Source organism: Chitinophaga filiformis, assembly GCF_021646545.1.
Classification (GTDB): domain Bacteria; phylum Bacteroidota; class Bacteroidia; order Chitinophagales; family Chitinophagaceae; genus Chitinophaga; species Chitinophaga filiformis_A.
This window is the reverse complement of the sequence record NZ_JAKIRP010000011.1, coordinates 115093-137672: the sequence shown is the minus strand read 5'-3', so window position 1 is coordinate 137672 and position 22580 is coordinate 115093. Positions and strand designations below refer to the sequence as shown.

Here is a 22580-nt window from a genome sequence, read left to right as displayed (position 1 = left end):
AAAACCTATTATCTATGATCGATATAACCGGCAATACCGTAACACTTCGCTTTCTTGCAGAGCCATCAGATGTCAATTTCGGAGGAAAAGTACATGGAGGCGCTGTAATGAAATGGATCGACCAGGCAGGTTACGCCTGTGCGGCTAACTGGAGCGGCCAGTATTGTGTAACGATATATGTGGGTGGTATCCGCTTCTTCAAACCTATCTCCATCGGAGATATGGTAGAGATCAACGCTACTGTTATTTATACGGGCAACACGAGTATGCATATTGCCATCAATGTGCAGGCAGGCAATCCAAGGAAGAAGGAACGCATCAAAACCACCCACTGTGTGATGGTCTTTGCCGCAGTTGATGATCATGGTAAAACCGTTCCGGTCCCTAAATGGACGCCGGAAAGTCCTGCAGGGGTTGAATTGGAGAATTACGCGAAGAAATTGATGGCGCTGAGACAGAATATTGAAGAGGAGATGAAACCGTATATGTAATATATACCGTATAAAAACAGAAAGCAGGAGACACCATCTCCTGCTTTTTGTTTTTATGATGGTTTATCATTCGGTACAGGTTCAACCCCGGGACGGCAATAAACAGGGAAACAAAACATCGATCAACCCCGGTAGGGGTTGTGTGTTTGTAGCGCGGGGTTTTCAACCCCGGGGAAACATGTGCATATGGATATCTGGAATTTTGGTTGGCGTTTTGAATTTTCGCATTTAACGATATGGGATTTGTATCCCGCGGATCCATCCGGTCCCATTTCATCCGCATTACGACGTTCGTGTTTGTTGTCGTCGTCGTCCCGGGGTTGAAACCCCGCGCTACAAACACGCGGCACCTACGGAGCCGATTGGCGTTTTGTTGCCCGGTTTATTGCCATTCCCGCGCGCAACACACACATGCAGGCGCGGGTCGATTATCGCGAATGATGGCGTTAATGCGAGAATTGCATTTCGCTTAAATTCCTGTACAACCCGCCTTCCACGAGTATCAATTCCTGGTGCGTACCCTCTTCCACTAATCGTCCTTTATCCAGCACAATGATCTTATCTGACTGACGTACAGTACTTAACCGGTGTGCAATGACAATAGAGGTACGTCCTTCCATGAGCTTCTCCAATGCGTCCTGCACCAGTCGTTCGGATTCTGAGTCCAGTGCTGACGTGGCCTCATCGAGGATGAGGATACGCGGATCTTTCAATACCGCCCTGGCAATAGCGATCCTTTGCCGCTGACCACCGGATAGTTGTATGCCCCGCTCACCGACAACAGTGTCCAATCCCTCGGGGAACCGTGCAATGAATTCCCAGGCATTGGCTTTGCGCGCAGCGGCTTCGATCTCGGCCATGGTCGCTCCCGGTTTGCCATAGGCAATATTCTCCCGGATAGTGCCGCCAAAAAGGAATACATCCTGTGGCACGATCGCCATCTGACTGCGAAGGGCCGATAATGGAAAGCTGGCGGCGTCTTTCCCATTGAAGCGGATCATGCCCTCGGACGGACTATACAACCGCAGCAAGAGGGAGACGATGGTGCTTTTTCCCGCTCCGCTGGGTCCTACGAGTGCTATCTGCTGATCTGGTTCGATGTCGAAGGAAATGTCTTTTAATACTTCCTGGTCTTCTCTTGTGGGATAGCGGAAGGAAACGTTGTCGAATGAGATCTGTCCGCTGAGATGATGTTCCGCCGCTATCGTGCTGGTTTCTTCCACAGGTTCAGCCGGTTCGTCCAGTATTTCGAGCAGATGCTCTGTAGCGCCGATGCTCTTTTGGATACTGGCGTATACCTCGGCCAATCCAGCCACTGATCCGCCGATAAAGCTGGAATACAGAACGAACGACAGCAGCATACCGGGGTCCATCTGTCCGGCGGCGATCAGCAAAGCGCCTTTCCAGATCACGGCGATCATAGCCCCGAACACGCCCAATATCATACTGGCGGTAAACGCACCACGGAACCTGCCTGTTTTCATACCGGTAGTAGCCACTTCTCCGATCTTCGTCCGGTAGCGTTTCATCTCAAAGAATTCATTAGCGAAAGCCTTGACATTCAGGATGCCCTGCAATGTTTCCTCAACAATGGTGTTGGCCTCTGCCACCTGCTTTTGCGCCAGTTTAGAATAACGCCGTACAAAGCGTCCGAAGAAGTAGGCGATCACCATAATGACAGGCAATGAGGCGAGCATCAGGAGCGTCAGTTGTATGGAAGTGTGTAGCAGCAGTACGAGTCCACCGATGATAATGATCACCTGCCGGATGAATTCCGCTACTGTTGTCGTGAATGTTTCCTGCAGCAGTGAAATATCTGAAGAGATCCTGCTGCCCAGTTCACCTACCCTTCTGCTCAGGAAGAACCGCATGGGCAGTTTGATGAGATGGTTGTAGATATGCTGACGTAAAGATGCCAGTGAGCGCTCTGTTACATTGACAAACAGCATGATACGTAAAAATCCGAAAATGCCCTGCGCTATCAGTACTCCCACTAATAGCAATCCTATCCGGTTTATTTCGTGAGGATCAGTAATTATTTTGTGTGTGTTGGCTGCATCTACCAGTTCTCCCAACAGCTTAGGAAAAGCCAGGTTGGCCAGGCTGGATATAAAAAGAAAGAACAGGCCCAGACCAAAGGCCGGCCAGTAAGGCTTTACGTACTTATATAACCTGAACGTGCGTTTTAATGCAGCCAGGCGGAAAGGCTTCTTCTGTTGTGTGTCTTGCATCAGCGGATAGAATTACGGATAATATGGAGGCATGCTCAATCTGCTTACATTCGCTTTGAGTCGTATAGGTTATGACGGACAGGGAAGATAGATATTTTATTGCTACTTAAATAAATAAAGAAAAAGGAGGCCAGGCGCCTCCTTTTCTATCGACGAATAAACAATCACGAACAATTCAATTGCCTTTAAATGTGTTATCGACTTAAATAGCCAATCTGCGTCGATTACAAAATGAGTTTCCATATCCTTCGGTCGGCAATATTTACCAGATGATAATCAGAACATTCCGTGATTGCTACAAATATGAAAACTCCTGTTGGAGTTGATTAAATCAGTTGACATAACAAGTGCTGTTCCTCTAACGATGACATAACACCTGCCCCGCAGTTCTTCCGGCTATTGCGGATTCCTGTTTCTGCTGGAATCTCCGGTACCGGTTCCGTAACGGGAAGAATCTTCTCCCGGATTAATGGCTCCCGGTGGTATTTCAGATGAAGCAGTATCTGGTGTTGCAGCTGCCGTATCCGTGCCGCCAATAGATGTTGAATCAGTATTCGTCCTGTTACCGTCGCCGCACGACGCCAGGAACATCCCACCTGCGATGAAGAGCCCTGCAAAGAACAGTTTACTGTTTTGGGTCATTTTCATAAAAATATTTTTACCAGTTAACAAATACACATTATTAGATATGTGTCGTAGAAATTATTTCTACAAATAGTGGAGGCTGATAAACGCTCCATTACCCACAAATATCATTTTATCGGCATGGAATCAGGTCTCTGTGAAGACGTGTCCATGGCCCTGCTCGTGGTATCTATTCTATTGGTGGTATCAGATTGAATAATATTGGAGGTGTCTGTCGTATTACCACTTTCCCTTGAGCTGCCACAGGCAAACAGGAAGAGACTCAGTATAATGGCAAGACATGTCGTAATACCAATTTTGCACAGCGCCAGGCGTACAGTGATTGCATTATTTCCGAGGTCTTTCTTTTGCGTTTTCATGATTGACTATTTTCCAGGTTAGACAATAAAAATTAAAGCATAATGTCTGCTAACTGCATAAAGAATTATGCCAAGGCTTACATTTGTAATTGAACGACAGATATGGAACATTCTATCTTTCAGGTTATTGAAGAGCATCAGTTGCTGAAAGTCCTGGTCTCCCTGGTCGTCGGAGGCGTGTTAGGCATGGAAAGGGAATACCGGCATAAAGCCGCCGGTATGCGTACTTTGGCGCTTATTTGCCTGGGCAGTACGCTCTTTACGATGCTTTCTGTGGAACTGGGATATCCTGGCAGCCCAGACCGTGTAGCGTCCAACATACTTACAGGAGTAGGTTTCATTGGCGCAGGTGTGATCTTCAAAGGAGACTACACCATAGATGGGATCACCACGGCTGCTACCATCTGGATAGCTTCGGCCCTTGGCATTGCGGTCGGTGTGAGCCATTATTTACTGGCTGGTTTCTCGCTTGTTATTGTGTTACTGCTATTGATCGGCTTAAAAGTGCTGGAGGGTAAGATCGGCGACATCAAGGAAAAGCGTACCTACACCATCGGATACCACGTAGACCATTACAGGCCAGCCGAAATAGCTGGCGTCTTTCAGCGTTTTAACTTAAAACACAAGCAGCTGCTGCATACCAGAAATGAAACTTTCATTGTAGAAGATAAATACGAAGCAGTTGGAAAATCTGAAGCAATAGCCGCCATGAATGCATTCCTTTTGTCAGATAAAAGCATTCATCATTTTTCCGTACAGGTAAACCCACTATAGGAGGAGAAGATACTTATGTCAGGAGGCCACGCCGATCTGCCTTTACATTATGGTCATGTACCACCCTGGCTCGCAAAGAGAATGAGCCTGCTGGGCGGCGCTATTGTCGAAACAATTGTAGCCGACTACGGGAACGGTGAAGTGTTGCGCCGACTCAGTGATCCCTGCTGGTTTCAGGCGCTGGGCTGTGTACTGGGCATGGACTGGCATTCTTCGGGTATCACCACCAGCGTAATGGGCGCGCTGAAGAAAGCATTGAATCCCAGGGCCCAGGAACTGGGTATTTATATCTGTGGAGGAAAAGGCAGACACTCTAAAGAGACGCCTGCAGAATTGCTGGCAATCGCAGAGCGCACCGGCCTGCCCGGACAGGAGCTGGTACGTTGCAGCAAGCTGGCCGCCAAGGTAGACAATACCGCTGTTCAGGATGGCTTTCAGTTATACCTGCACTCCTTTATCGTATCAAACGAAGGAGAATGGGCTGTGGTGCAACAGGGTATGAACGATGCCAATGGGATGGCCCGCCGTTATCACTGGCATTCTGCTGCCTTTAAACAGTTTACCGAAACACCGCATACTTTCATATATGGTCATAACCAGGGACTGATCCTCAACCTGACAGACAAAGAAGCTTCGTCTACGAAATCAGGCATGCTTCAGCTAATCCAGGAAAAGCCAGCCCATCTTCTGCCGGAGATCCGTAACCTGGTGATGCCCTCTCACCATGATGTGCGGGCAAAGGATGTAGATCTCAAAAGACTGGGAAGTGTACTGGCAGTAGCACATGAGCGCCAGTTACATGATTTTGAATCCCTTTTGCTGCTGGAGGGTGTTGGTCCACGCACCCTGCAGTCCCTCACACTCGTCAGTGAGGTGATCCATGGCACTCCCTCCCGCTTTACTGATCCTGCCCGTTTTTCTTTCGCTCACGGCGGAAAAGATGGTCACCCTTTCCCCGTTCCGGTGAATGTATACGACGAAACGATCAGCGTACTAAAGGATGCGGTGAACAAGGCGAAGATCGGGCAATCTGATAAACAGGATGCCATCCGTAAATTGTCTGTATTATCACAACAGGTAGAAAAGGATTTTATTCCGAATGCCCGGCTGGAGGAACTGATCCGGGAAGAAAGGGACAATTCCTGGCGGTATGGGGGCCGGACTGTAATGGGCAAAGCCGTGCCTCCCGACAAGAAAAAAGGCGGCTCGCAGTTAAGCCTGTTCTGAAAATTGCACTCTCATTTAATAGCTTAGCATAAAAGAAGAAATCCCGGCTTAATAGCCGGGACTCCAGATAATTTCTCTGTCCTATTTTCTACGCTGGCATTACCCAGTTCAGATATTTAGGGTTTCATCTCAGACTACAATTTGTAGCCACCCCTAGGCTAGAATAGAGAAATTGTTCTGATAAATATAGCGCGAAGTTCGTGCCAGACCCGCTATAGTTCTGGATTAAATTTTGAATTTTGACACGTACTTAATTGCCCCCGTATGGCTACATTAAATTATGACACACTGACTGTTACCGCAGCAACACAGATACAAAATGAACTGAGGGACGAAATCATTCTACAGCCCAGAGATTTCCCTGTGAATACCATCGCCGGGGCAGATATTTCCTTCAATAAATTCAGTAAAACTGTTTATGCGGGTGTAATCCTTTTACAGTTTCCGGAATTGATCCCGATAGGTTATTCACTAGTAAAAAAAGAGGTGCTTTTCCCCTATGTGCCTGGTTATCTTGCATTCCGCGAAGTACCTCCCCTGCTAACGGCCTGGGAAAACCTTCCACAGAAACCGGATCTGCTTGTAGTTGACGGTCATGGTATTGCGCATCCGCGTGGCGTGGGTATCGCCGCACATTTCGGTGTGGTGGCCAACACGCCCACCATTGGCTGCGCTAAAAAGGTGCTCTGTGGATACTTCCAGGAAATCGGTCCTGAGAAAGGGACCAATACGCCGCTTATCTTCAAGGACAAGGTCGTAGGCGCCGCCCTGCGTACGAAGGATGCTGTCACACCGGTGTTTGTTTCTCCCGGTTATCGTATGGATGTGGCCAGCAGTGTGGAAATTATCGCACAGTGTGTAGGGCGTTACCGTATACCGGAACCCACAAGATTGGCGCATAATATTGTGAACAGGTTCCGCCTTGGAGAGTTGCCGGAGGGGTATACAGCCGTATGAGGAAGTGGCAGGTAGTGCTATGCCCGTTCCTGCTTTTTACATTTAATTAAAAAGAAAGGGTAATTCTCAGTTACTTCAGAAATCTCAAACAATCCGGCCTGGTCAAACTCAGCATGGATGGATGCCTGGTCATAAAAGAACATTCTGACCCCGCCAAACATTTCATAACGATCCTTACTGATAAATTTGCCGGTACCATAGGTATGGGCCGCTTTTGAGATGACAGCAAAGACCATGTAGCCATTGTCCGACAATTGATTATAGCAGTCGCGAATTAGTTTCTCCCTCTCCCCGCTGTCCAGCAGATGAATCAACGCATAGCAAAAGATGCCGTCATACTGTCGATCGTCAAATGGCATATCCGTCACAGAGCCGTGGTAAATAACCATATCAGCGCCGTAGTGTTTTTCTGCCATTTCAATAGCAGTTTTTGAGATCTCGATCCCGGTTACGGTCATTCGTTCATCTCTGAAGATCTGTGCATTCCGTCCATAACCAATTCCAGGAATGAGCATATTCTTTACTCCCTTTTCAACAAAAAGATCCCTCGTTAATATGGCCGACTTTGCAGGTTCAAAGCCCCACATCTCCTGCTTGTCAGTAAAGGCTGATTCCCAGAATTCGGATTCTCCGGATTTATTCTCCATAGCAGTGTTTTAAAATGCAACAAAGTTACATTATTCTTTCATTTCCGTCAGGTATTTCCAATACCGCTTAGGCATATGTTGCAGCTGCAAACGGGGATTTTTCCGGTTAGGGATATTCACCTCCCTGAAATAAGTCTTCCATAAGCGCTGGTATAACTCTTCCTCCGGGGCCCAGACATTACTGGTACTATGATAATAAGGATCATAGTCTCCGTTGAAGTGTAACCGTATGGTCTCAACGTGCTGCAGATTATAATAGATGCCAAAATGACGACGCTCATCATAGATCAGCCAATACTGATCGGCATAGCGATCTTTAAAATGCCGGGCTATCAGCGGCAGCACGTTATACTCCGGCGATATCAGTGAATAATAGATATTGTCTCTTGTCAGCTGAAAGCGGACGAAAGCTTCCATTTTGTGTTTTTCCCGCAGCACCTTACCCGCCAGGCGGGATACATGCATCACATATTTATTACCGAAGTCACTTGTTACATCCTGTTTGCTGGCAAAAACATGGCGGATAAATCCCACCATATTATCCTCTTCTCCAGGCAGTTCTGAAAGATAACAGCAAAACAGCTGCTGCAAGCCTGCCTCTGGTAATTTCTTAGTCAATCCAGCCCATACCCTGTCAGCATTCGCCACCACGGTGGGCGTGAATATCACATTCTCAAACAAGCCACGCACGTGGTCCTGTTCCTTCCTGATCATGACATCTGTCCTCTTCTGCCAGTAAAGGTCAAATACGGCAGACAGGAAGCCATCAAAACTTCCATCATACAACCACGTAGTCATTGTAGTAACATTTAACCCACCGTCAGCGAACTACCTACCACAGCACAGGTGGCAGTCCGGCAGACGATGGTTATTGAGGATAATCATAGAATATCGATATGGTATATTGATTCGGAATCAAAATAAACTTAGTTGAGCCGTATGGGCTTTTAGCCACTTACTCTGCGACTGCATCAGCAATTGCTGCCGGATCTGTTCCGGAGTGAGTTCCCTCCTTTCCAGGGATTTAGACTTACAGGTAATGAAGTATCGTGCCCTACTGACCTGTACTCCCATCTGCTTCAGCTGATCCCATCCCAACGCACCGTGTACACGGGCGGCACAGATCTTTTTTGCACTTTCAATCCCGATACCGGGCACCCTGGCTATCAGCATTTTATCAGCCTTATTGATATCTATCGGGAAACAGTCAGGGTGTCGCAAGGCCCAGGACAGTTTGGGGTCAATATCGGTGTCAAGGTGCGGATGCTTTTCATCCAACAACTCATGGGGTGCAAATCCATAGAGTCGTATCAGCCAGTCCGCCTGATAAAGCCTGTTCTCCCTCAGCAAGGGCACCTGGCTGTGCAGAGCGGGTAGTCTTGCATCATTACTGATGGGTACATATCCTGAGAAGTATACCCGCTTCAGTTGGAATTGCCGGTAGAATTGCGCCGCCATATGTATGATATCCATATCGGTTTCGCCGGCAGCACCCACAATCACCTGTGTGCTTTGTCCGGCGGGTATAAATGTCGGGACCTTCTTCAGCACCTTCCTTTCATCTTCCAGCCTTATGATCTCATTTTGCAGAAAGCGGATCGGTTTAATCATAGCGGGCCGGGTTTTCTCCGGGGCCAATAGTTTCAACCCTGCCTCTGTCGGTAGCTCAAGATTGACGCTTAAACGGTCAGCATAAAGGCCTGCCTCCTGCATCAGTTCATCGCTGGCGCCGGGAATGGCCTTTAAGTGGATATAACCGTTAAAGTTATTTTCCGTGCGCAGTTTCTTTGCCACGCGTACCAGGCGCTCCATGGTATAGTCCGGGTCTTTAAAGATGCCGGAGCTGAGAAACAATCCCTCGATATAGTTCCGGCGGTAAAAATTGATCGTGAGATCCACCACTTCCTGCACAGTAAAAGCAGCTCTTTTGACATCGTTGCTTTTCCGGGACACACAATACGCACAATCGTAAATGCAGACGTTCGTCAGCAATATCTTCAGCAGAGATACGCAGCGGCCATCTGGCGTATAGGAATGACAAATGCCCATTCCCGGCGCTGCGTTACCTAAACCTTTGGTATCATTCTTCCGGTCGCTCCCACTGGATGCACAGGAAACATCGTATTTCGCTGCATCTGCCAATATTGCCAGTTTCTCCTGTATCCTTTCCATAACCATCAACTATGGAACTAAATTACTAATATTTTTAGTAAATACTAATTTTATTGGAGAGGATATTTGTTCACATTAAAGCAGACAGGGCCTTTCTGGTAGAGGATGTGGGGAGATGATTTCTGGCGCCAACTGTATGTCTATAAGGTGTTTATGGGTGATAATGTAAACCTGTTTCCCGACCCTTCGAATTGCACCTGACTTCCATCAAAGTTGCATATGACCAGGATTAACTTCCGATTATCTTCCGATCAGATCGGAGGATAATCGGAGGTTAATCCTGGTCATATCCTGATCATATGCACGTTACATACAAGGCAGATGGAGATGCTGACCCTTTTATTGCTTTGCACTAAAGATTGCGAAAAGAGGTGCTGGCAACAGGTACTTTCATTACATGAAAATGCAGTTAAGGGACACTATTTTGCAGTTAAAGGACAGGAATCTGCAGTTAGGGGACAAACTCAAAAACTGCTATCAGATCTTTTCTAATATTGTACTGTGAATGGCGAAAGAGGCTGATAATGAGTGTCCTTACATCATGCTTTCCTTTTCCCCAGTGTCATCAGTACTACACCACCTATGACGATCACACAGGCAAGGAGTGCCTGGGAAGAAAGGTTTTCATGGCCGATGGCCCAACCCAGGAAAAGGGCTACGACCGGGTTCACGTAGGCATAGGTTGACAGCAATCGGGGCGGCGCATTGCGGGTCAGCCAGCTATAAGAAGTGAACCCCACCAGAGAGCCGATCAGCACCAGGTACACGTACGCTGAAAAAGTGCGGGCAGAGATATGCTGCAAGGTATCCCAGGCACCCGGTTCTGCCACAGCGCTGATGACAAAGCAGAAGACTGAACCGGTCAGCATCTGGATGGCGGCAGATTGCATCGGTGCAGGCATAGTGAGTTTGGATACCGACAATGACCCCAATGCCCAGCAGGCGCAGCCTCCGGCCAGTATTGCGATAGGCCATAAAGGATAGTTACGGCTGGTGGCAGCGGCAAAGGGATTGAATAAGAGGAACAATCCGGCCAGTCCGACAATGATACCGGTCACGGTCATTACGGTAGGCCGCTGTTTACTGAAAAACGCCCAGTCAAACCCGATAAACCATACGGGAATGGCTGCCACGATCAGGGCCACGAGGCCGGAAGGCATATAGTGCACCGCCAGGGCAGTACTGGAGTTGCCAATACCGATCAGCATCAGACCAACAAAAGCGGCAGACAATACCTGTTTCGGGGACGGCAGTTGTTTTTCGCTACTGCGGCTGATGAAAGCCATCAATGTACCGGCTGTCAGGAAACGGAATGCTGAAAGCAGAAACGGAGGTACTATTTCCGTGGCGATCTTCATCCCCAGGTATGTAGATCCCCAGATGATGTATACGGCGAAAAGGAATCCCCAGAGCTTTGTGTTATCCGGTTTAGAAGACACAGTTTCAGTTGTCACAGGCAATTAGATAAAAATTAAGTAAATAACCGCAAAGCATTGGATATTAACTCCTTCATTCCTTTACATACACCTCGATCGTCGCATTGGTAGGACGGCGGGGCGCCAGGAATTCATCTACCTTCCGGTAGTGATGCTGCAGCTGATATCTCAGGGCAAACGGGAAAAAGTTATTGTTCCCCGGTGCGTATTCATACAAAACCACATCGTAATAGTGGTTCTGTACCTTTTTAACAAAAGCGTCGAGCTGTCTGTTGAACATGCCGACCCCTAAATGATACCATAAGGGGTAGTCGCTCCCTGTTTCCAGCCTATAAGGCAAGGCGTGTGCCAGAGGGGTTAACTCGGTCATATTCAATAGCTTAATCGCCTCTTTCTTTTCTTTTACAATAGGTAGCTGCTGCAAACGGGCCATACCATGTACGGTGGAAGGCGGCATATAGATCTTATGAAAAACCCAGAGGTCTGAGAAGATCCATTGGTCAGTAGGAACGTCGGTCGTATCCGGATTGATCATAAAATTGTTGCGCGATACGACATTCTCGCCCGTAGCACTGATCTGTGGATTGTAGATCGCATAGGATGAGCTATCGCCCGCTGGCGCATTACTCTTACCCGCCACTACCCGCTCAGGCGGAACAAGGCGCGACACGACCCGGTCGAGGTATTTCCAGAAGGAACCTGACCACCAGAGGAGTACCAACAGCGTTGCTGCACCAAAAGAAGGCCAGCGCCCCAGATCCAGTTTCAGCTGCTCCTGTAAACGGCTGGCAATGAAGGCAAAAGCGAAGCTGTGAAAGAAGATATTATTGTCCGGAGGCGTGTAGCTGGTCACCTGAAAGATGGCAGCTTCCACCAATATGCCCAGGGTTAGCAAGGCGAAAAGCATGGCCGGCCTGTCATTCCAGAAGCTGCGCCACTGGCGGAAGGCGGGTACCAGGCATAAAATCACCAGTAAGAAATATAACTTGATCCATTGCGAAAATCCCATGATCTCTGACAGGATATCGTAAATGGATAACCTTGAATTGTGCGGGGCCTGTCCGTGGTTAAACCAGTAGCCGAAACCGTAAGGCAGCAAGGGTACAATGACCGCGGCCGCTACGATACCATAAAAGGCCAGGTATGCAACAAAGTCCAGCCACTTCTTTCCCTGTAAAGTATTGTATGCCAGCAGGGCAAGTGAAAGCAGTAATGCCAGTCCGCCGCCATCCTGTTTCGTAAAGAAAGACAGGAACGTGAAAAAGGCAGACAGGAAAAGAAACAGAAACCGGAGCTTCCCCTGTGGCCCCATCAGGTAACGGAACAGGAATGCCAGCCCGATCAGCTCATATACGATCACGGTCTGATTGTACCATGGCCAGAAATTGAAGAACGAATACGACAGTACGAACAGCAATACAGAAATTACCCGGATGGCAAGTTGCACATTGAGGCTTTTCAGTATGGAGCGGAAAGATAGTCCGGCCAGTATATTCATGAAAACCTGGGCCTTCACGAGAGATATCAGCTGGGGACCGAATATTTTGAAGAACAATGCAGGCATCAGCCAGAAGCCATAACCCAGGGGAAGACCAAAATCTTTATAGGGGACCTGACCCTGAGATAATCTGTAAGCGCCCTCCCAGGAAAGGAAAATGTTTACCCTGTAGGGGAACGTCACAAACAACGGGACCAGCGCAAAACCGATGATGATCAGCAATTCTGCGATAAACGCACCTTTACGGCTGAACGGAGCATGAGTTGACGGCATAAACGGGGATAATAAATTGATGAAAACGAGTATAAAGTAACATGAACGGGCTCAAAAATAGTAGAATTTACGCGAAAATAGCATTTCATGGTGTAGTTGTTCGGTAATCAGTCGTATCTTGGCGCCAACATTAAGTTCAATCCCCGTGCAATATTTAAAACTGCTAAGACCCTCCCATTGGGCAAAAAACCTTTTCTTATACATTCCCCTTTTCTTCGCGGGAGAAATATTCAACCTGCAGAAGGTAGTGGAATTACTTATCGGATTTTTTGCATTTAGTCTCATTGCCAGCAGTATTTATATCATCAATGATTACAGAGATGTAGAAGCAGACAGGATACATCCTGTAAAACGTAAACGCCCCATCGCTTCCGGCGCTGTTTCAAAACCGGCGGCATTGGTCTTTTTTGTGTTATGTCTGGCCATAGGTGGGTTACTGGCATGGTATGTCAGACCAAAATTTGCGTTTGTTGTAGGCATTTACTTCATTATCAATTTATTGTATTCCTTCGGATTAAAGAACATATCGATACTGGATATACTGATCCTGTCAGTAGGCTTTGTATTGAGGGTAAAAGCCGGTGGTGTAGCCGCTAATATAGCCGTATCTGAATGGCTGATGATCATGGTATTCCTGCTGGCCCTGTTCATGGCTATCGCCAAACGTCGTGATGATGTGCTGATCAAAACACAATCTGGTCAGGACATGCGGAAGGCTGTCAAAGGTTATAACATGGACTTCATGAACGTGATGCTGGCCCTTGTCTCTGCAGTGATCATTGTGGCATACCTGATGTATACGATGGCCCCGGAAACCATGTCACGCTTTGGTACTTACCGCCTTTATTATACATGTCTTTTTGTAATTGGTGGATTATTACGATATTTGCAAATAACTTATGTGGAGAATAATACAGGTTCTCCTACCAAAATCCTATACAAAGACCGTTTCATTCAATTAACCATACTCCTGTGGGTGCTGAGTTTTTATGTGATTATTTATTTACCCACTAACAAAAGTTTTTTTGAGTAATGGAAAAACGGTTAGCAAACTGGGGGAATTACCCCGCTATCTCCTGCGACGAAACAACATTTTCGCAGGAGGAACAAGTGCAGGATTTTATATCCACACATTCTTCTGTAATTGCCCGCGGAAACGGGCGCTGTTATGGCGATGCTTCGCTGGCCCAACACAGCGTTTCTACCCTTAAATACGACAAGGTGCTCGCTTTTGATACCACGAAGGGCATCTTCGAATGTCAATCCGGTATTACACTCGATCAGATCCTCGATATTATCGTTCCCCAGGGATGGTTTCTACCGGTAACACCCGGTACCAAGTTCATCACCGTTGGCGGCGCGGTAGCCTCAGACGTACATGGTAAGAACCATCACGTAGATGGTTCATTCTCAGGTCATATCATTGACATGGATGTGATCACGGGCAATAAAGACACCATCACCTGTTCCGCCGACAGTCACCCTGACCTTTTCTGGGCCACCTGTGGCGGTATGGGGCTCACCGGCATTATTACACGTGTAAAGTTCAGCCTGAAGAAGATCAGTACGGCATACATCCGTCAGAAGCAGATCAAGGCCCACAACCTGGAAGACCTGATCCGTCTTTTTGAAGAATATAAAGATTACACCTATTCCATGGCCTGGATCGACTGCCTGCAGAAGGGCGATACCTTCGGCCGTGGGATCCTCATTGTTGGTGAACACGCTACCCCGGAAGAGCTGAATGAGCAGCAACGTAAAGCTCCCCTGCAACTGGCTGCCAAACGTAAACTGTCTGTGCCTTTCAATCTCCCTTCTTTTGTACTCAATACCCTGACTGTCAAAGCATTCAACTGGTTGTATTATCTAAAGAATACCAAACGGGAGATTAACAATGTCATTCCCTACGAGCCATTCTTTTATCCCCTGGATGCCATCCTGCACTGGAACCGTGGTTATGGTAAAGCCGGATTTGTACAGTACCAGTTTGTACTGCCCCTGGAAAAGAAGGAAGGACTGGTAGCGATCCTGCAGCGTATCAGTGATGCCGGCCTTGGTTCTTTCCTGGCGGTACTGAAGGTGTTTGGGAAACAGGACAGCCTGATATCGTTCCCTATGGAAGGATATACCCTGGCGCTGGACTTCCCCGTTCGTAAAGGTCTCTTTGAGTTCCTTGATAAGCTGGACGAGATCGTACTGCAATACGGCGGCCGCCTCTATCTCTCGAAAGACGCCCGTATGAAGCAGGAGGTTTTCTGGCAGAGCTACCCCAATGCGCAAAAATTTGCCGATATCATCAAAACATACAACGGTGCTAAGCTGTTCCGTTCTGTACAGTCAGACCGGTTGCTGCTGACAGAATAGACGTCTTCTACCTTAAAATACCGACAATCAATATATGCCTACTGTTCTTATTCTGGGAGCCGGGTCAGACATGGCTGTAGCCATTGCCCGCGAGTTTGCCAGGAACAAATACAATATTCAACTGGCTGCCCGTAACGTAGCGGCTATTTCGGCCCTGGAGCAGGATCTTCGCATCCGTTACCAGGTGACCGCCAGCTCCCATGCCTTTGATGCAACAGATTTTACCAGTCATGCCGCCTTTTATATTGCATTACCCAATCCGCCGGATGTTACCATTTCCGTGTTCGGATACCTGGGGTCGCAGGAAAAAGGCCAGTCTGACTGGAATGAAGCCGCCCGCATTCTGCATACCAACTATACAGGCGCCGTTTCCATCCTGAACATTGTGGCAGATGAATATGCTGCGCGCGGTAATGGCACCATTGTAGGCATCAGTTCAGTAGCGGGAGAACGTGGCCGGCAAAGTAACTACCTTTATGGTAGCGCAAAGGCTGGTTTTACGGCTTACCTCAGCGGGCTCCGTAACCGTTTGTTCCATAAAGGGGTACATGTGCTGAGTGTGCAACCGGGCTTTGTTTACACCCGCATGACGGAGAACCTGAAGCTGCCGGCTCCCCTGACGGCCCAGCCGCAGGATGTTGCGAAGGATGTTTATAAAGCGGTGGTGGCGAAGAAGAACGTGATTTATACAAAGTGGTTCTGGCGTTATATTATGCTCATTATCAAGTCAATACCAGAGGGTATCTTCAAAAAACTCAAATTATGAAGCCAGCAATTGCTTTCTTCGATTTTGACGGTACGATCACCACGCGGGATACCTTATTCGAGATCATCCGTTTCCAGAAAGGCGAAGGTGCTTTGTATACCGGTCTGGCTTTGTTATCGCCTGCACTGGTCATGATGAAGCTGGGGCTGATCTCCAAACAGCGGGGTAAAGACCTGGTGCTGCAATACTTTTTCCGTAACACGCCTATAGACGAGTTCCGCGACAAATGTGCTGCTTTCTGCCGTGACAGATTGCCCGGCCTGATCAGGGAAAACGCCTTAAAGGAGATCAATCAGCACCTTTCAAAAGGGCACCGGGTGGTAGTGGTAACTGCATCCGCCCAGGAATGGGTGAAGCCCTGGTGTGACTGTGTAGGGATTGAATGTATTGGCACCCAGCTGGAGATCCGGAATGCCAGGGTCACCGGTCGAATTCATGGGGTAAACTGCAATGGTGAGGAGAAAGTACGCCGTATCCGCCAGCAGTATGACCTGCCTGTTTTTGGCGATATCTATGCCTATGGCGATACCAATGGCGACAAACCCATGCTCCAGATAGCCACATTTGGCTTCTTCAGGAAGTTCTGAAAACACTCAGGCCATCAATCACAGTCGTTCTGACGGTCATTGATGGCCTGAAATGCATCTATCTATTTCTACTTACTACTCGTGCTGATTAAGCTGCCGCTTTCATTTTAACCACTTTCACTTTGGCAGTCTTCAGTTTAATAATGCCGATAGCATTGAATAATTTCATCACCGGATAAGTCGGGTCCAGTTCAAACCATTTCTTAGCGAAGTTTGGACTGTCTTTGTACTTGTGGTGGTTGTTCTGGAACAGCTCTCCCAGTAACAGGATACCCCATGGAGAAGTATTCTTGGATTTGTCGCCATTGTCAAAGCTCTTATAACCATATTTATGACCACACCAGTTTACAACAGCACCCTGTACAGGCCCGATCAGGAAGTGAATAGGCAGTAACAGGAACCAGTACCAGGCCGGAGCGAAAGCAATATAGAACGCTATATAAACACCTGCCCATGCCAGGCGGGTGATGGTGTGATCACCAAAGCGGTCCATAGCATTCCATACTGGCAGCGGAGGATTGGTGGTAAATTTCTCGTCCAATACTTTTGCACCGGTGTAGATATCATTGTACAGTTTACGGGTCTGCCACATCATGCTCCATACATCTTTAAAGAAGTGTGGAGAATGCGGATCGTCTTCAGTATCGCTGAATTCGTGGTGCATACGGTGCATAGCGCCATAGGCACGCGGAACTAAATAAGATGTTCCCTGGAAGAACCAGGTACAGAAGTAAAATATCCGTTCCCAACCTTTACTGGTAGTATACATCTGGTGGGATGCATATCTATGCAGGAAGAAGGTGTGAAAGAATAAGGATAAGAACCAGTGGGAAAAAAAGAATATTAAAATCGCAGTCATTTTCTCTCTTTAAACGTAATTAATAAGTTGTCAAAGGTAGCTTAAAATGGGCGGTAACCCCCATAAATAATTACGTATCAATGATAGATACCGCTTATATGAGTAGTAAGCTCGCCACAGGGGCGTGTTTAGGAAATGTTAAAATTTGTCGGGAGGGGCATTTAACTACAATAATGACAATGAAAATGATATGAGAATCAGTTTTTAGTCCTTCATATACAGCATGACCAGCTCCATAACATTCAAACTCCCGGGGCTGGCGTCTTTTCTCCCGGTGGGATCAGTCTGAGGTGGTTCGTTCACTATTGGGAAGAGGACCATTTTCAGACGTTTGTTGGGGATTTTGCCTATGCAAGGTCTGCTTAATGAGGGCTGTTATAGGAAAAACAAAAGGCTGGTCCGAAAACCAGCCTGAAAGTTCCTGTTAAACTTTTTGTCTTTAAGGGCTGTCTTCCAACAATATAGAAGACGCTCCTTTTTATTGCTATTTAAGCATGAACTGTTAAACGGCCTCCACCAATGGCTTCTTTGCCAGAGACGCCGGTAGATTTTTTATACCGAGGTAGTTCGCGTAGTTGATAATCTGATGCTGGCTGCCTCCCTGGAGTAAAAAGTCCTGGACAGTGTTGTCTTCATAATCACTATCCAGTCCGTTGGTAAAGATCGTATAGTTATTTGCCGGCTGCTGATAACCTTGTTTCAGGAGTACGCCTGCGAGCACGAGAAAAGCCTCGCGTAGCGTCATCTTTTGATCATTAAAGCTCAGGTAAATTTGAGAAGACGCCGGTTGGGGGATGTACAGCAGACTTGCCAGCGCGATCCCGGCAAAAACCGGAAATTTAGGGACGATATCATTTGAATTCTCATAATGCCATGCCGCAGGCAGCTTGGCATCCAGGTCTGTAGCAAAATCGGCGTTCCCGGCAGCAGGCGCTGCGAACGTGTAAAGTGAAATGCCGTTGGTAGACAGCCCTTTCTTTTTAAGGATCTCTACAAAGTACGACGCGAAAACACTAGCTATATTGCCGCCCAGGCTGTGACCTGTAATGATCAGCTGTTTGCCTTTATTGACAACATTGGCTAACAAAAAATCGGTGACAAACTGGTTGGAGCCCAGCGTGTCTGTCATAAACAGCAAATTTGCGAACGCAATACTAGCGCCGGTACTGATAAGGGGTTTAGGGGTGCTCGCAAAAGACCATTGCGACATTGTTAATACATCCAGGTCTTCCAGAACCCAGTTTGCAAAAACATCCCAGTCGCTAAAAGTGCTGTCGGGAGGCACCGAACCCCGGATCGCCAGCGCATAATTTCCATCGGTGTTTTGCGCAACATACGCATAGTTGCAGTCGATGGTCTGTTTACCATTCCAGACTATTTTCCAGCCCGGCAGGAGTGTGCCAATTTCATTGACAGGATTAGTTGCGGAAGCAATAGCGCAAAGCTGTACAGCAACTTGTGCATTTGTGAGCTGATCGCCGTTATTGGCGTTGGGGGTAATTGTTCCCATAGTTATGGTTTTTGAGATGAAAAATGACTGGATTGAAAAAACTGGTTATCGATGGTGTAATTGTTACCGTCATGGGATGCGTTGGTCCCATGGTGATGGTTTTCAAATGAAAAATAACTGGAGCAAACTGCTTACCTATATGCTTTGATGGTTACTGACTTACGACGGGATGACTAGTCCCATAGTGTTATGGTATCTGAAAATGAAAAAAATGGGATTAATGATTATCGACCTGTTTAATGCTTAATGGTTCCTTTGGGTACTTAAGTTAGTAAATTTATTCGGATTCCGAATAAATTTATGCTAAAATTAAACATTCTGCCCCTCGCTCCTCTCCCACGGGCTTTTTTACCGTGTCAAACTTTTATCTTCACTCTCCGCAATTCTAAAAGATTGAGGGCATTACTGGTAAATCCTGTCACATTGGGCTGTACAAGGTGAATGACCTGATCATAGAACAAGGGTACCACGGGGGCATCTGCCACGATCATCCTATCCATTTCCTGGTAGAGCAGGTAACGGAGGGAGTCGTTATTTTCCCGGAGCGCCTGTTCATATAAGCGGTCGAACGCAGGATTGGCATATCGTGTATAGTTAGGCGGAGCGCCGTTCTTACTGTAGAATACCGCCAGGTAGTTCTCTGCATCTGCATAGTCGCCTATCCAGCTGCCACGGAAAAAGAGGGCCTGTGATTTGGCGGTTTGCTCCAGCAATAAAGCCTTCTGCATCACCTCCACCTGTATCGGAATGCCGACCTGTTGTAGCTGGTTCGCTACATAATTGGCGTAATCTTCATAGATGGGGATCGATAAAAGGTGCATTACCGGCAGTCCTCTCCCCTCCGGGAAACCTGCTTCCCGTAGCAATTGTCTTGCCTTTGCAGGATCGTACGTATATCCCTTGACCTTGGCCGTATCAAAGGATGGCAGGCCCACAGGAATAAAACCTGCGTTGGCCGGAGATCCTATTCCGTTCCGGAGGTAAGTGATCATCCTACCTCTGTCAATACTATAATTAACGGCCAGCCGGATCTTCTGTAGGCGGGATGGAGAGATCTTTACGGCTTCCTTTGTGCTGTCCAGCAGGAATCCCAGGTATTCAATGTTAAGGAAAGGGCTTTTATCGAGCACCAGCTTTCCCTCCCACTCTTTCTTAAGCTGTCCTTTTTTAGTGAGCACTTCATCTTTAAAGGAGGCGTCAATATCATTCATGAAGTCCAGCTGTCCCTGGCGGAACAACAGGAACTCGGTTGCCTTGTTCTCCTGGAAACTAACCTTTACGGCATCAAGATATGGTAATGAATGTCCGCTACTATCTTTTTCAAAATAGTGAGGATTACGGTGCAGTACCAACGCCTGTCCTTCTTCCCAGAGGAAGAAAGTAAAAGGGCCGGTGCCACAGGGGTATTTCCGGAAATCCTTCCCATATTTCTCAACAACTTCATGCGGCACAATAGAACAATACTGCATGCTGAGAATACCCAGTACGGGATGAAAGGGCTGCAAAAGCGTAAGCTGAAAAGTAGAGTCATTCAGCGCGCGGAAACCAGTATCCGGGTCTACCTTACCATTAAAGATCCACGCGCCCGGCGATGCCGTAGCCGGGTCCATGATGCGTTTCAGGCTATACACAACATCTGCGGCCGTCATCCGGCGTCCCTTACCGTCAGCAAATGCTGCGTTGTCATGGAAGTGAACATCTGTGCGCAGGTGAAAGGTATAAGTCTTATAATCCGCAGCTACTTCCCAGCGGGTGGCCAGTGAGGGGCGGATATTCAGCTGTTCGTCAGGTTCCACCAGGGTATTGTATACCTGCTTTACCGCCCAGATAACAGCCTGGTTTTTGGCAAACGCAGGATCGAGGGAAGCAATGCCTTCCTGTACATTATAACGAAATACCTGTCTTCCGGAAGTGGGCGGATGCCCACAGGCGGCAAGTAGTAAAATGAGTGGTATGAAAATGAATCTCATGTACATGCGGACGTCTTACAGCCATTGACCGCGACCAGCTTACCGCTCATGTATATCTGCATAAACCGCTAAGCATTAGTCATTCAGCGCGTAGGCATTATAGACGAAAATTAATACCTTTCCGGCATAAAATAAGATTTTCTATGCGAGGCATACTAATGCTTTTCCTGGTTTTGCTTACGGCGCTTACCGCCGGTGCCCAACATCAACAGACATTTACACGCGCTGACTCTCTACGAGGAACGATTGGCCGGGAACGTGCCTGGTGGGATGTAAGATCCTATGACCTGCACGTAAAACCGAATATCAGCGACAGCACCATTGAAGGCTACAATGTGATCACCTATAGGGTCCTGAAAGTAGACAGTATTATGCAGATAGATCTGCAGGAACCCCTGGAGATTGACAGTATTGCACAGGACAAACAATCACTCACCTATCAGCGGGAAGGCAACGCTATCTTCGTGAACATGGTTGCCAAAAAGCAAGTGAAAGGTAAAGACAAGAAGATCACCATCTTCTACCATGGGAAACCGAGAGTAGCTGTAAACGCGCCATGGGACGGAGGACTGATCTGGAGAAAGGATAACCAGGGCAGACCCTGGGTGGCTACTGCGTGTCAGGGCCTCGGCGCCAGTGTATGGTGGCCTAATAAAGATCATCAGAGCGATGAGCCTAACAACATGACTATCAGCATCACTACTCCTCCAGATCTGGTAGATGTTTCTAACGGACGCCTGAAAAAGAAAGCGATGGACCGGGATGGTAATATCGTATGGACCTGGTATGTCAGCAATCCGATCAATAACTATGACGTGGCAATGAACATAGGCCACTACGCGGAATTTAAAGATACCTATTCCGGTGAGGGCGGTAAACTCGACCTGGACTACTGGGTGCTTGATTATAATGTCGACACTGCCCGGACCCACTTTGCGGTAGTAAAGAACATGCTGAAATGTTTTGAAGCCTGGTTTGGTAAATATCCTTTCTACAAAGACAGCTATAAGCTGGTGGAGTCTCCTCACCTCGGTATGGAACACCAGAGTGCCGTTGCCTATGGTAATAAATTTAAGATGGGGTATAAAGGTACAGACCTTTCCGGCAGTGGCTGGGGCTTGAAATGGGACTTCATCATCGTACATGAAAGCGGGCATGAGTGGTTTGGTAACAACATCACTACTAAGGATATCGCCGATATGTGGGTCCATGAGAGTTTTACCAATTATTCAGAGACCCTCTTCACAGAATGCGAGTATGGTCCGCAGGCGGCGTTTGAATATATCACTGGTGTAAGAAAGAACATCAAAAATGATGTTCCTATCATCGGGCAATACGGTGTTAATAATGAAGGCAGTGGCGACATGTACTATAAAGGTGGCAACATGATCCACACCATCCGCCAGATCGTGAATAACGACTATGTATTCAGGGATATCCTTCGTGGGTTGAACAAGACCTTCTGGCACCAGACGGTAACTACGCGCCAGATAGAGGAATACTTCAATGAAAAGACAAAGATGAATTTCAATAAGGTGTTTGAGCAGTACCTGACACGTACTTCCATTCCTACACTGGAATATCATATAGAAGGCTCACAGCTGAAGTTCCGTTGGGTAACAGACGTTGAGAACTTTAATATGCCCGTGAAGGTAACGTTGAATGATAACGGGTATCGGTTCATTTATCCCGGAAGGAACTGGCAGTCAACGGGTATTACCCTGTCTGATCCGAAGAACTTCAAAGTTGATCCGAACTTTTACGTGAATGTAAAGGAGATCTAGACTTACATGCATGTTTATAACCCCGGGCTT

20 protein-coding genes and 1 riboswitch are annotated in these 22580 nt (G+C 47.4%); of the genes, 9 read left to right on the top strand and 11 right to left on the bottom strand.

Annotation, left to right across the window (positions count from 1 at the left end; all coding sequences use genetic code 11):
* The first annotated feature begins 14 nt into the window (after window positions 1-14).
* Window positions 15-491 (top strand): acyl-CoA thioesterase, encoded by a 477-nt coding sequence (locus L3C95_RS23595; RefSeq protein WP_236391314.1) that lies wholly within the window; start codon window positions 15-17, stop codon window positions 489-491.
* A gap of 446 nt (window positions 492-937) precedes the next feature.
* Here the strand turns inward: L3C95_RS23595 and L3C95_RS23590 are convergent, their stop codons facing one another.
* The 3 genes from L3C95_RS23590 to L3C95_RS23580 all read right to left on the bottom strand — a co-directional run bounded on the left by L3C95_RS23590 (window position 938) and on the right by L3C95_RS23580 (window position 3726).
* On the bottom strand, window positions 938-2722 hold the full coding sequence (locus L3C95_RS23590) for an ABC transporter ATP-binding protein (RefSeq protein WP_236391312.1): 1785 nt from the start codon (window positions 2720-2722) through the stop codon (window positions 938-940).
* 396 nt (window positions 2723-3118) lie between these two features.
* A complete protein-coding gene (locus tag L3C95_RS23585) occupies window positions 3119-3370 on the bottom strand; it encodes a hypothetical protein (RefSeq protein ID WP_236391310.1) in 252 nt (83 codons plus the stop codon).
* 104 nt (window positions 3371-3474) lie between these two features.
* Window positions 3475-3726: a hypothetical protein gene (locus L3C95_RS23580; RefSeq protein WP_236391308.1), complete on the bottom strand. Its 252-nt coding sequence runs from the start codon at window positions 3724-3726 to the stop codon at window positions 3475-3477.
* Between the two features lie 102 nt (window positions 3727-3828).
* Between L3C95_RS23580 and L3C95_RS23575 the strand changes: the two genes are divergently transcribed.
* The 3 genes from L3C95_RS23575 to nfi all read left to right on the top strand — a co-directional run bounded on the left by L3C95_RS23575 (window position 3829) and on the right by nfi (window position 6684).
* Window positions 3829-4500 carry an MgtC/SapB family protein gene (locus tag L3C95_RS23575; RefSeq protein WP_236391306.1) on the top strand — a complete coding sequence of 224 codons (672 nt, stop codon included), beginning with the start codon at window positions 3829-3831 and terminating at the stop codon, window positions 4498-4500.
* A 15-nt stretch (window positions 4501-4515) separates the two neighbouring features.
* The gene (locus L3C95_RS23570; protein ID WP_236391304.1) at window positions 4516-5727 is read left to right on the top strand and encodes a DUF763 domain-containing protein; all 1212 of its coding nucleotides are present in this window, start codon (window positions 4516-4518) and stop codon (window positions 5725-5727) included.
* A 66-nt stretch (window positions 5728-5793) separates the two neighbouring features.
* Window positions 5794-5892: riboswitch (TPP riboswitch) on the bottom strand.
* Window positions 5893-5991: 99 nt separating this feature from the next.
* Window positions 5992-6684, top strand: coding sequence for a deoxyribonuclease V (nfi, locus tag L3C95_RS23565; RefSeq protein WP_236391302.1), 693 nt, complete (start codon window positions 5992-5994; stop codon window positions 6682-6684).
* A 17-nt stretch (window positions 6685-6701) separates the two neighbouring features.
* On the opposite strand, the gene L3C95_RS23560 is transcribed toward nfi, so the two are convergent.
* The 5 genes from L3C95_RS23560 to L3C95_RS23540 form a co-directional block, all read right to left on the bottom strand.
* On the bottom strand, window positions 6702-7331 hold the full coding sequence (locus L3C95_RS23560) for a class I SAM-dependent methyltransferase (protein ID WP_236391300.1): 630 nt from the start codon (window positions 7329-7331) through the stop codon (window positions 6702-6704).
* A 30-nt stretch (window positions 7332-7361) separates the two neighbouring features.
* Window positions 7362-8129 carry a TIGR03915 family putative DNA repair protein gene (locus L3C95_RS23555; RefSeq protein ID WP_236391299.1) on the bottom strand — a complete coding sequence of 256 codons (768 nt, stop codon included), beginning with the start codon at window positions 8127-8129 and terminating at the stop codon, window positions 7362-7364.
* A gap of 117 nt (window positions 8130-8246) precedes the next feature.
* Window positions 8247-9503 (bottom strand): putative DNA modification/repair radical SAM protein, encoded by a 1257-nt coding sequence (locus L3C95_RS23550; protein WP_236391297.1) that lies wholly within the window; start codon window positions 9501-9503, stop codon window positions 8247-8249.
* Between the two features lie 539 nt (window positions 9504-10042).
* A complete protein-coding gene (locus tag L3C95_RS23545) occupies window positions 10043-10957 on the bottom strand; it encodes an EamA family transporter (protein WP_236391295.1) in 915 nt (304 codons plus the stop codon).
* A 55-nt stretch (window positions 10958-11012) separates the two neighbouring features.
* A complete protein-coding gene (locus L3C95_RS23540; protein WP_236391293.1) occupies window positions 11013-12710 on the bottom strand; it encodes a hypothetical protein in 1698 nt (565 codons plus the stop codon).
* A 145-nt stretch (window positions 12711-12855) separates the two neighbouring features.
* Here L3C95_RS23540 and L3C95_RS23535 point away from each other — a divergent pair, with 145 nt between their 5' ends.
* The 4 genes from L3C95_RS23535 to L3C95_RS23520 are packed head-to-tail and all read left to right on the top strand — an operon-like array spanning window position 12856 to window position 16427.
* Entirely contained in the window at window positions 12856-13743 is an 888-nt protein-coding gene (locus tag L3C95_RS23535) for a decaprenyl-phosphate phosphoribosyltransferase (RefSeq protein WP_236391291.1), read from the top strand.
* Complete coding sequence (locus L3C95_RS23530) at window positions 13743-15074, top strand: FAD-binding oxidoreductase (RefSeq protein WP_236391289.1); 1332 nt, start codon at window positions 13743-13745, stop codon at window positions 15072-15074. Before L3C95_RS23535 ends, L3C95_RS23530 begins: the two co-directional genes overlap by 1 nt.
* A gap of 34 nt (window positions 15075-15108) precedes the next feature.
* Window positions 15109-15840: an SDR family oxidoreductase gene (locus L3C95_RS23525; RefSeq protein ID WP_236391287.1), complete on the top strand. Its 732-nt coding sequence runs from the start codon at window positions 15109-15111 to the stop codon at window positions 15838-15840.
* A complete protein-coding gene (locus tag L3C95_RS23520) occupies window positions 15837-16427 on the top strand; it encodes an HAD family hydrolase (RefSeq protein WP_236391285.1) in 591 nt (196 codons plus the stop codon). The genes L3C95_RS23525 and L3C95_RS23520 overlap by 4 nt, the downstream gene beginning before the upstream one ends.
* Window positions 16428-16515: 88 nt before the next feature.
* On the opposite strand, the gene L3C95_RS23515 is transcribed toward L3C95_RS23520, so the two are convergent.
* The 3 genes from L3C95_RS23515 to L3C95_RS23505 all read right to left on the bottom strand — a co-directional run bounded on the left by L3C95_RS23515 (window position 16516) and on the right by L3C95_RS23505 (window position 20766).
* Complete coding sequence (locus L3C95_RS23515; RefSeq protein ID WP_236391284.1) at window positions 16516-17286, bottom strand: acyl-CoA desaturase; 771 nt, start codon at window positions 17284-17286, stop codon at window positions 16516-16518.
* Between the two features lie 502 nt (window positions 17287-17788).
* A complete protein-coding gene (locus L3C95_RS23510; protein ID WP_236391282.1) occupies window positions 17789-18796 on the bottom strand; it encodes a lipase family protein in 1008 nt (335 codons plus the stop codon).
* A gap of 356 nt (window positions 18797-19152) precedes the next feature.
* On the bottom strand, window positions 19153-20766 hold the full coding sequence (locus L3C95_RS23505) for an ABC transporter substrate-binding protein (RefSeq protein WP_236391280.1): 1614 nt from the start codon (window positions 20764-20766) through the stop codon (window positions 19153-19155).
* Between the two features lie 143 nt (window positions 20767-20909).
* Here L3C95_RS23505 and L3C95_RS23500 point away from each other — a divergent pair, with 143 nt between their 5' ends.
* Window positions 20910-22550: a M1 family metallopeptidase gene (locus L3C95_RS23500; RefSeq protein WP_236391278.1), complete on the top strand. Its 1641-nt coding sequence runs from the start codon at window positions 20910-20912 to the stop codon at window positions 22548-22550.
* Window positions 22551-22580 lie beyond the last annotated feature (30 nt).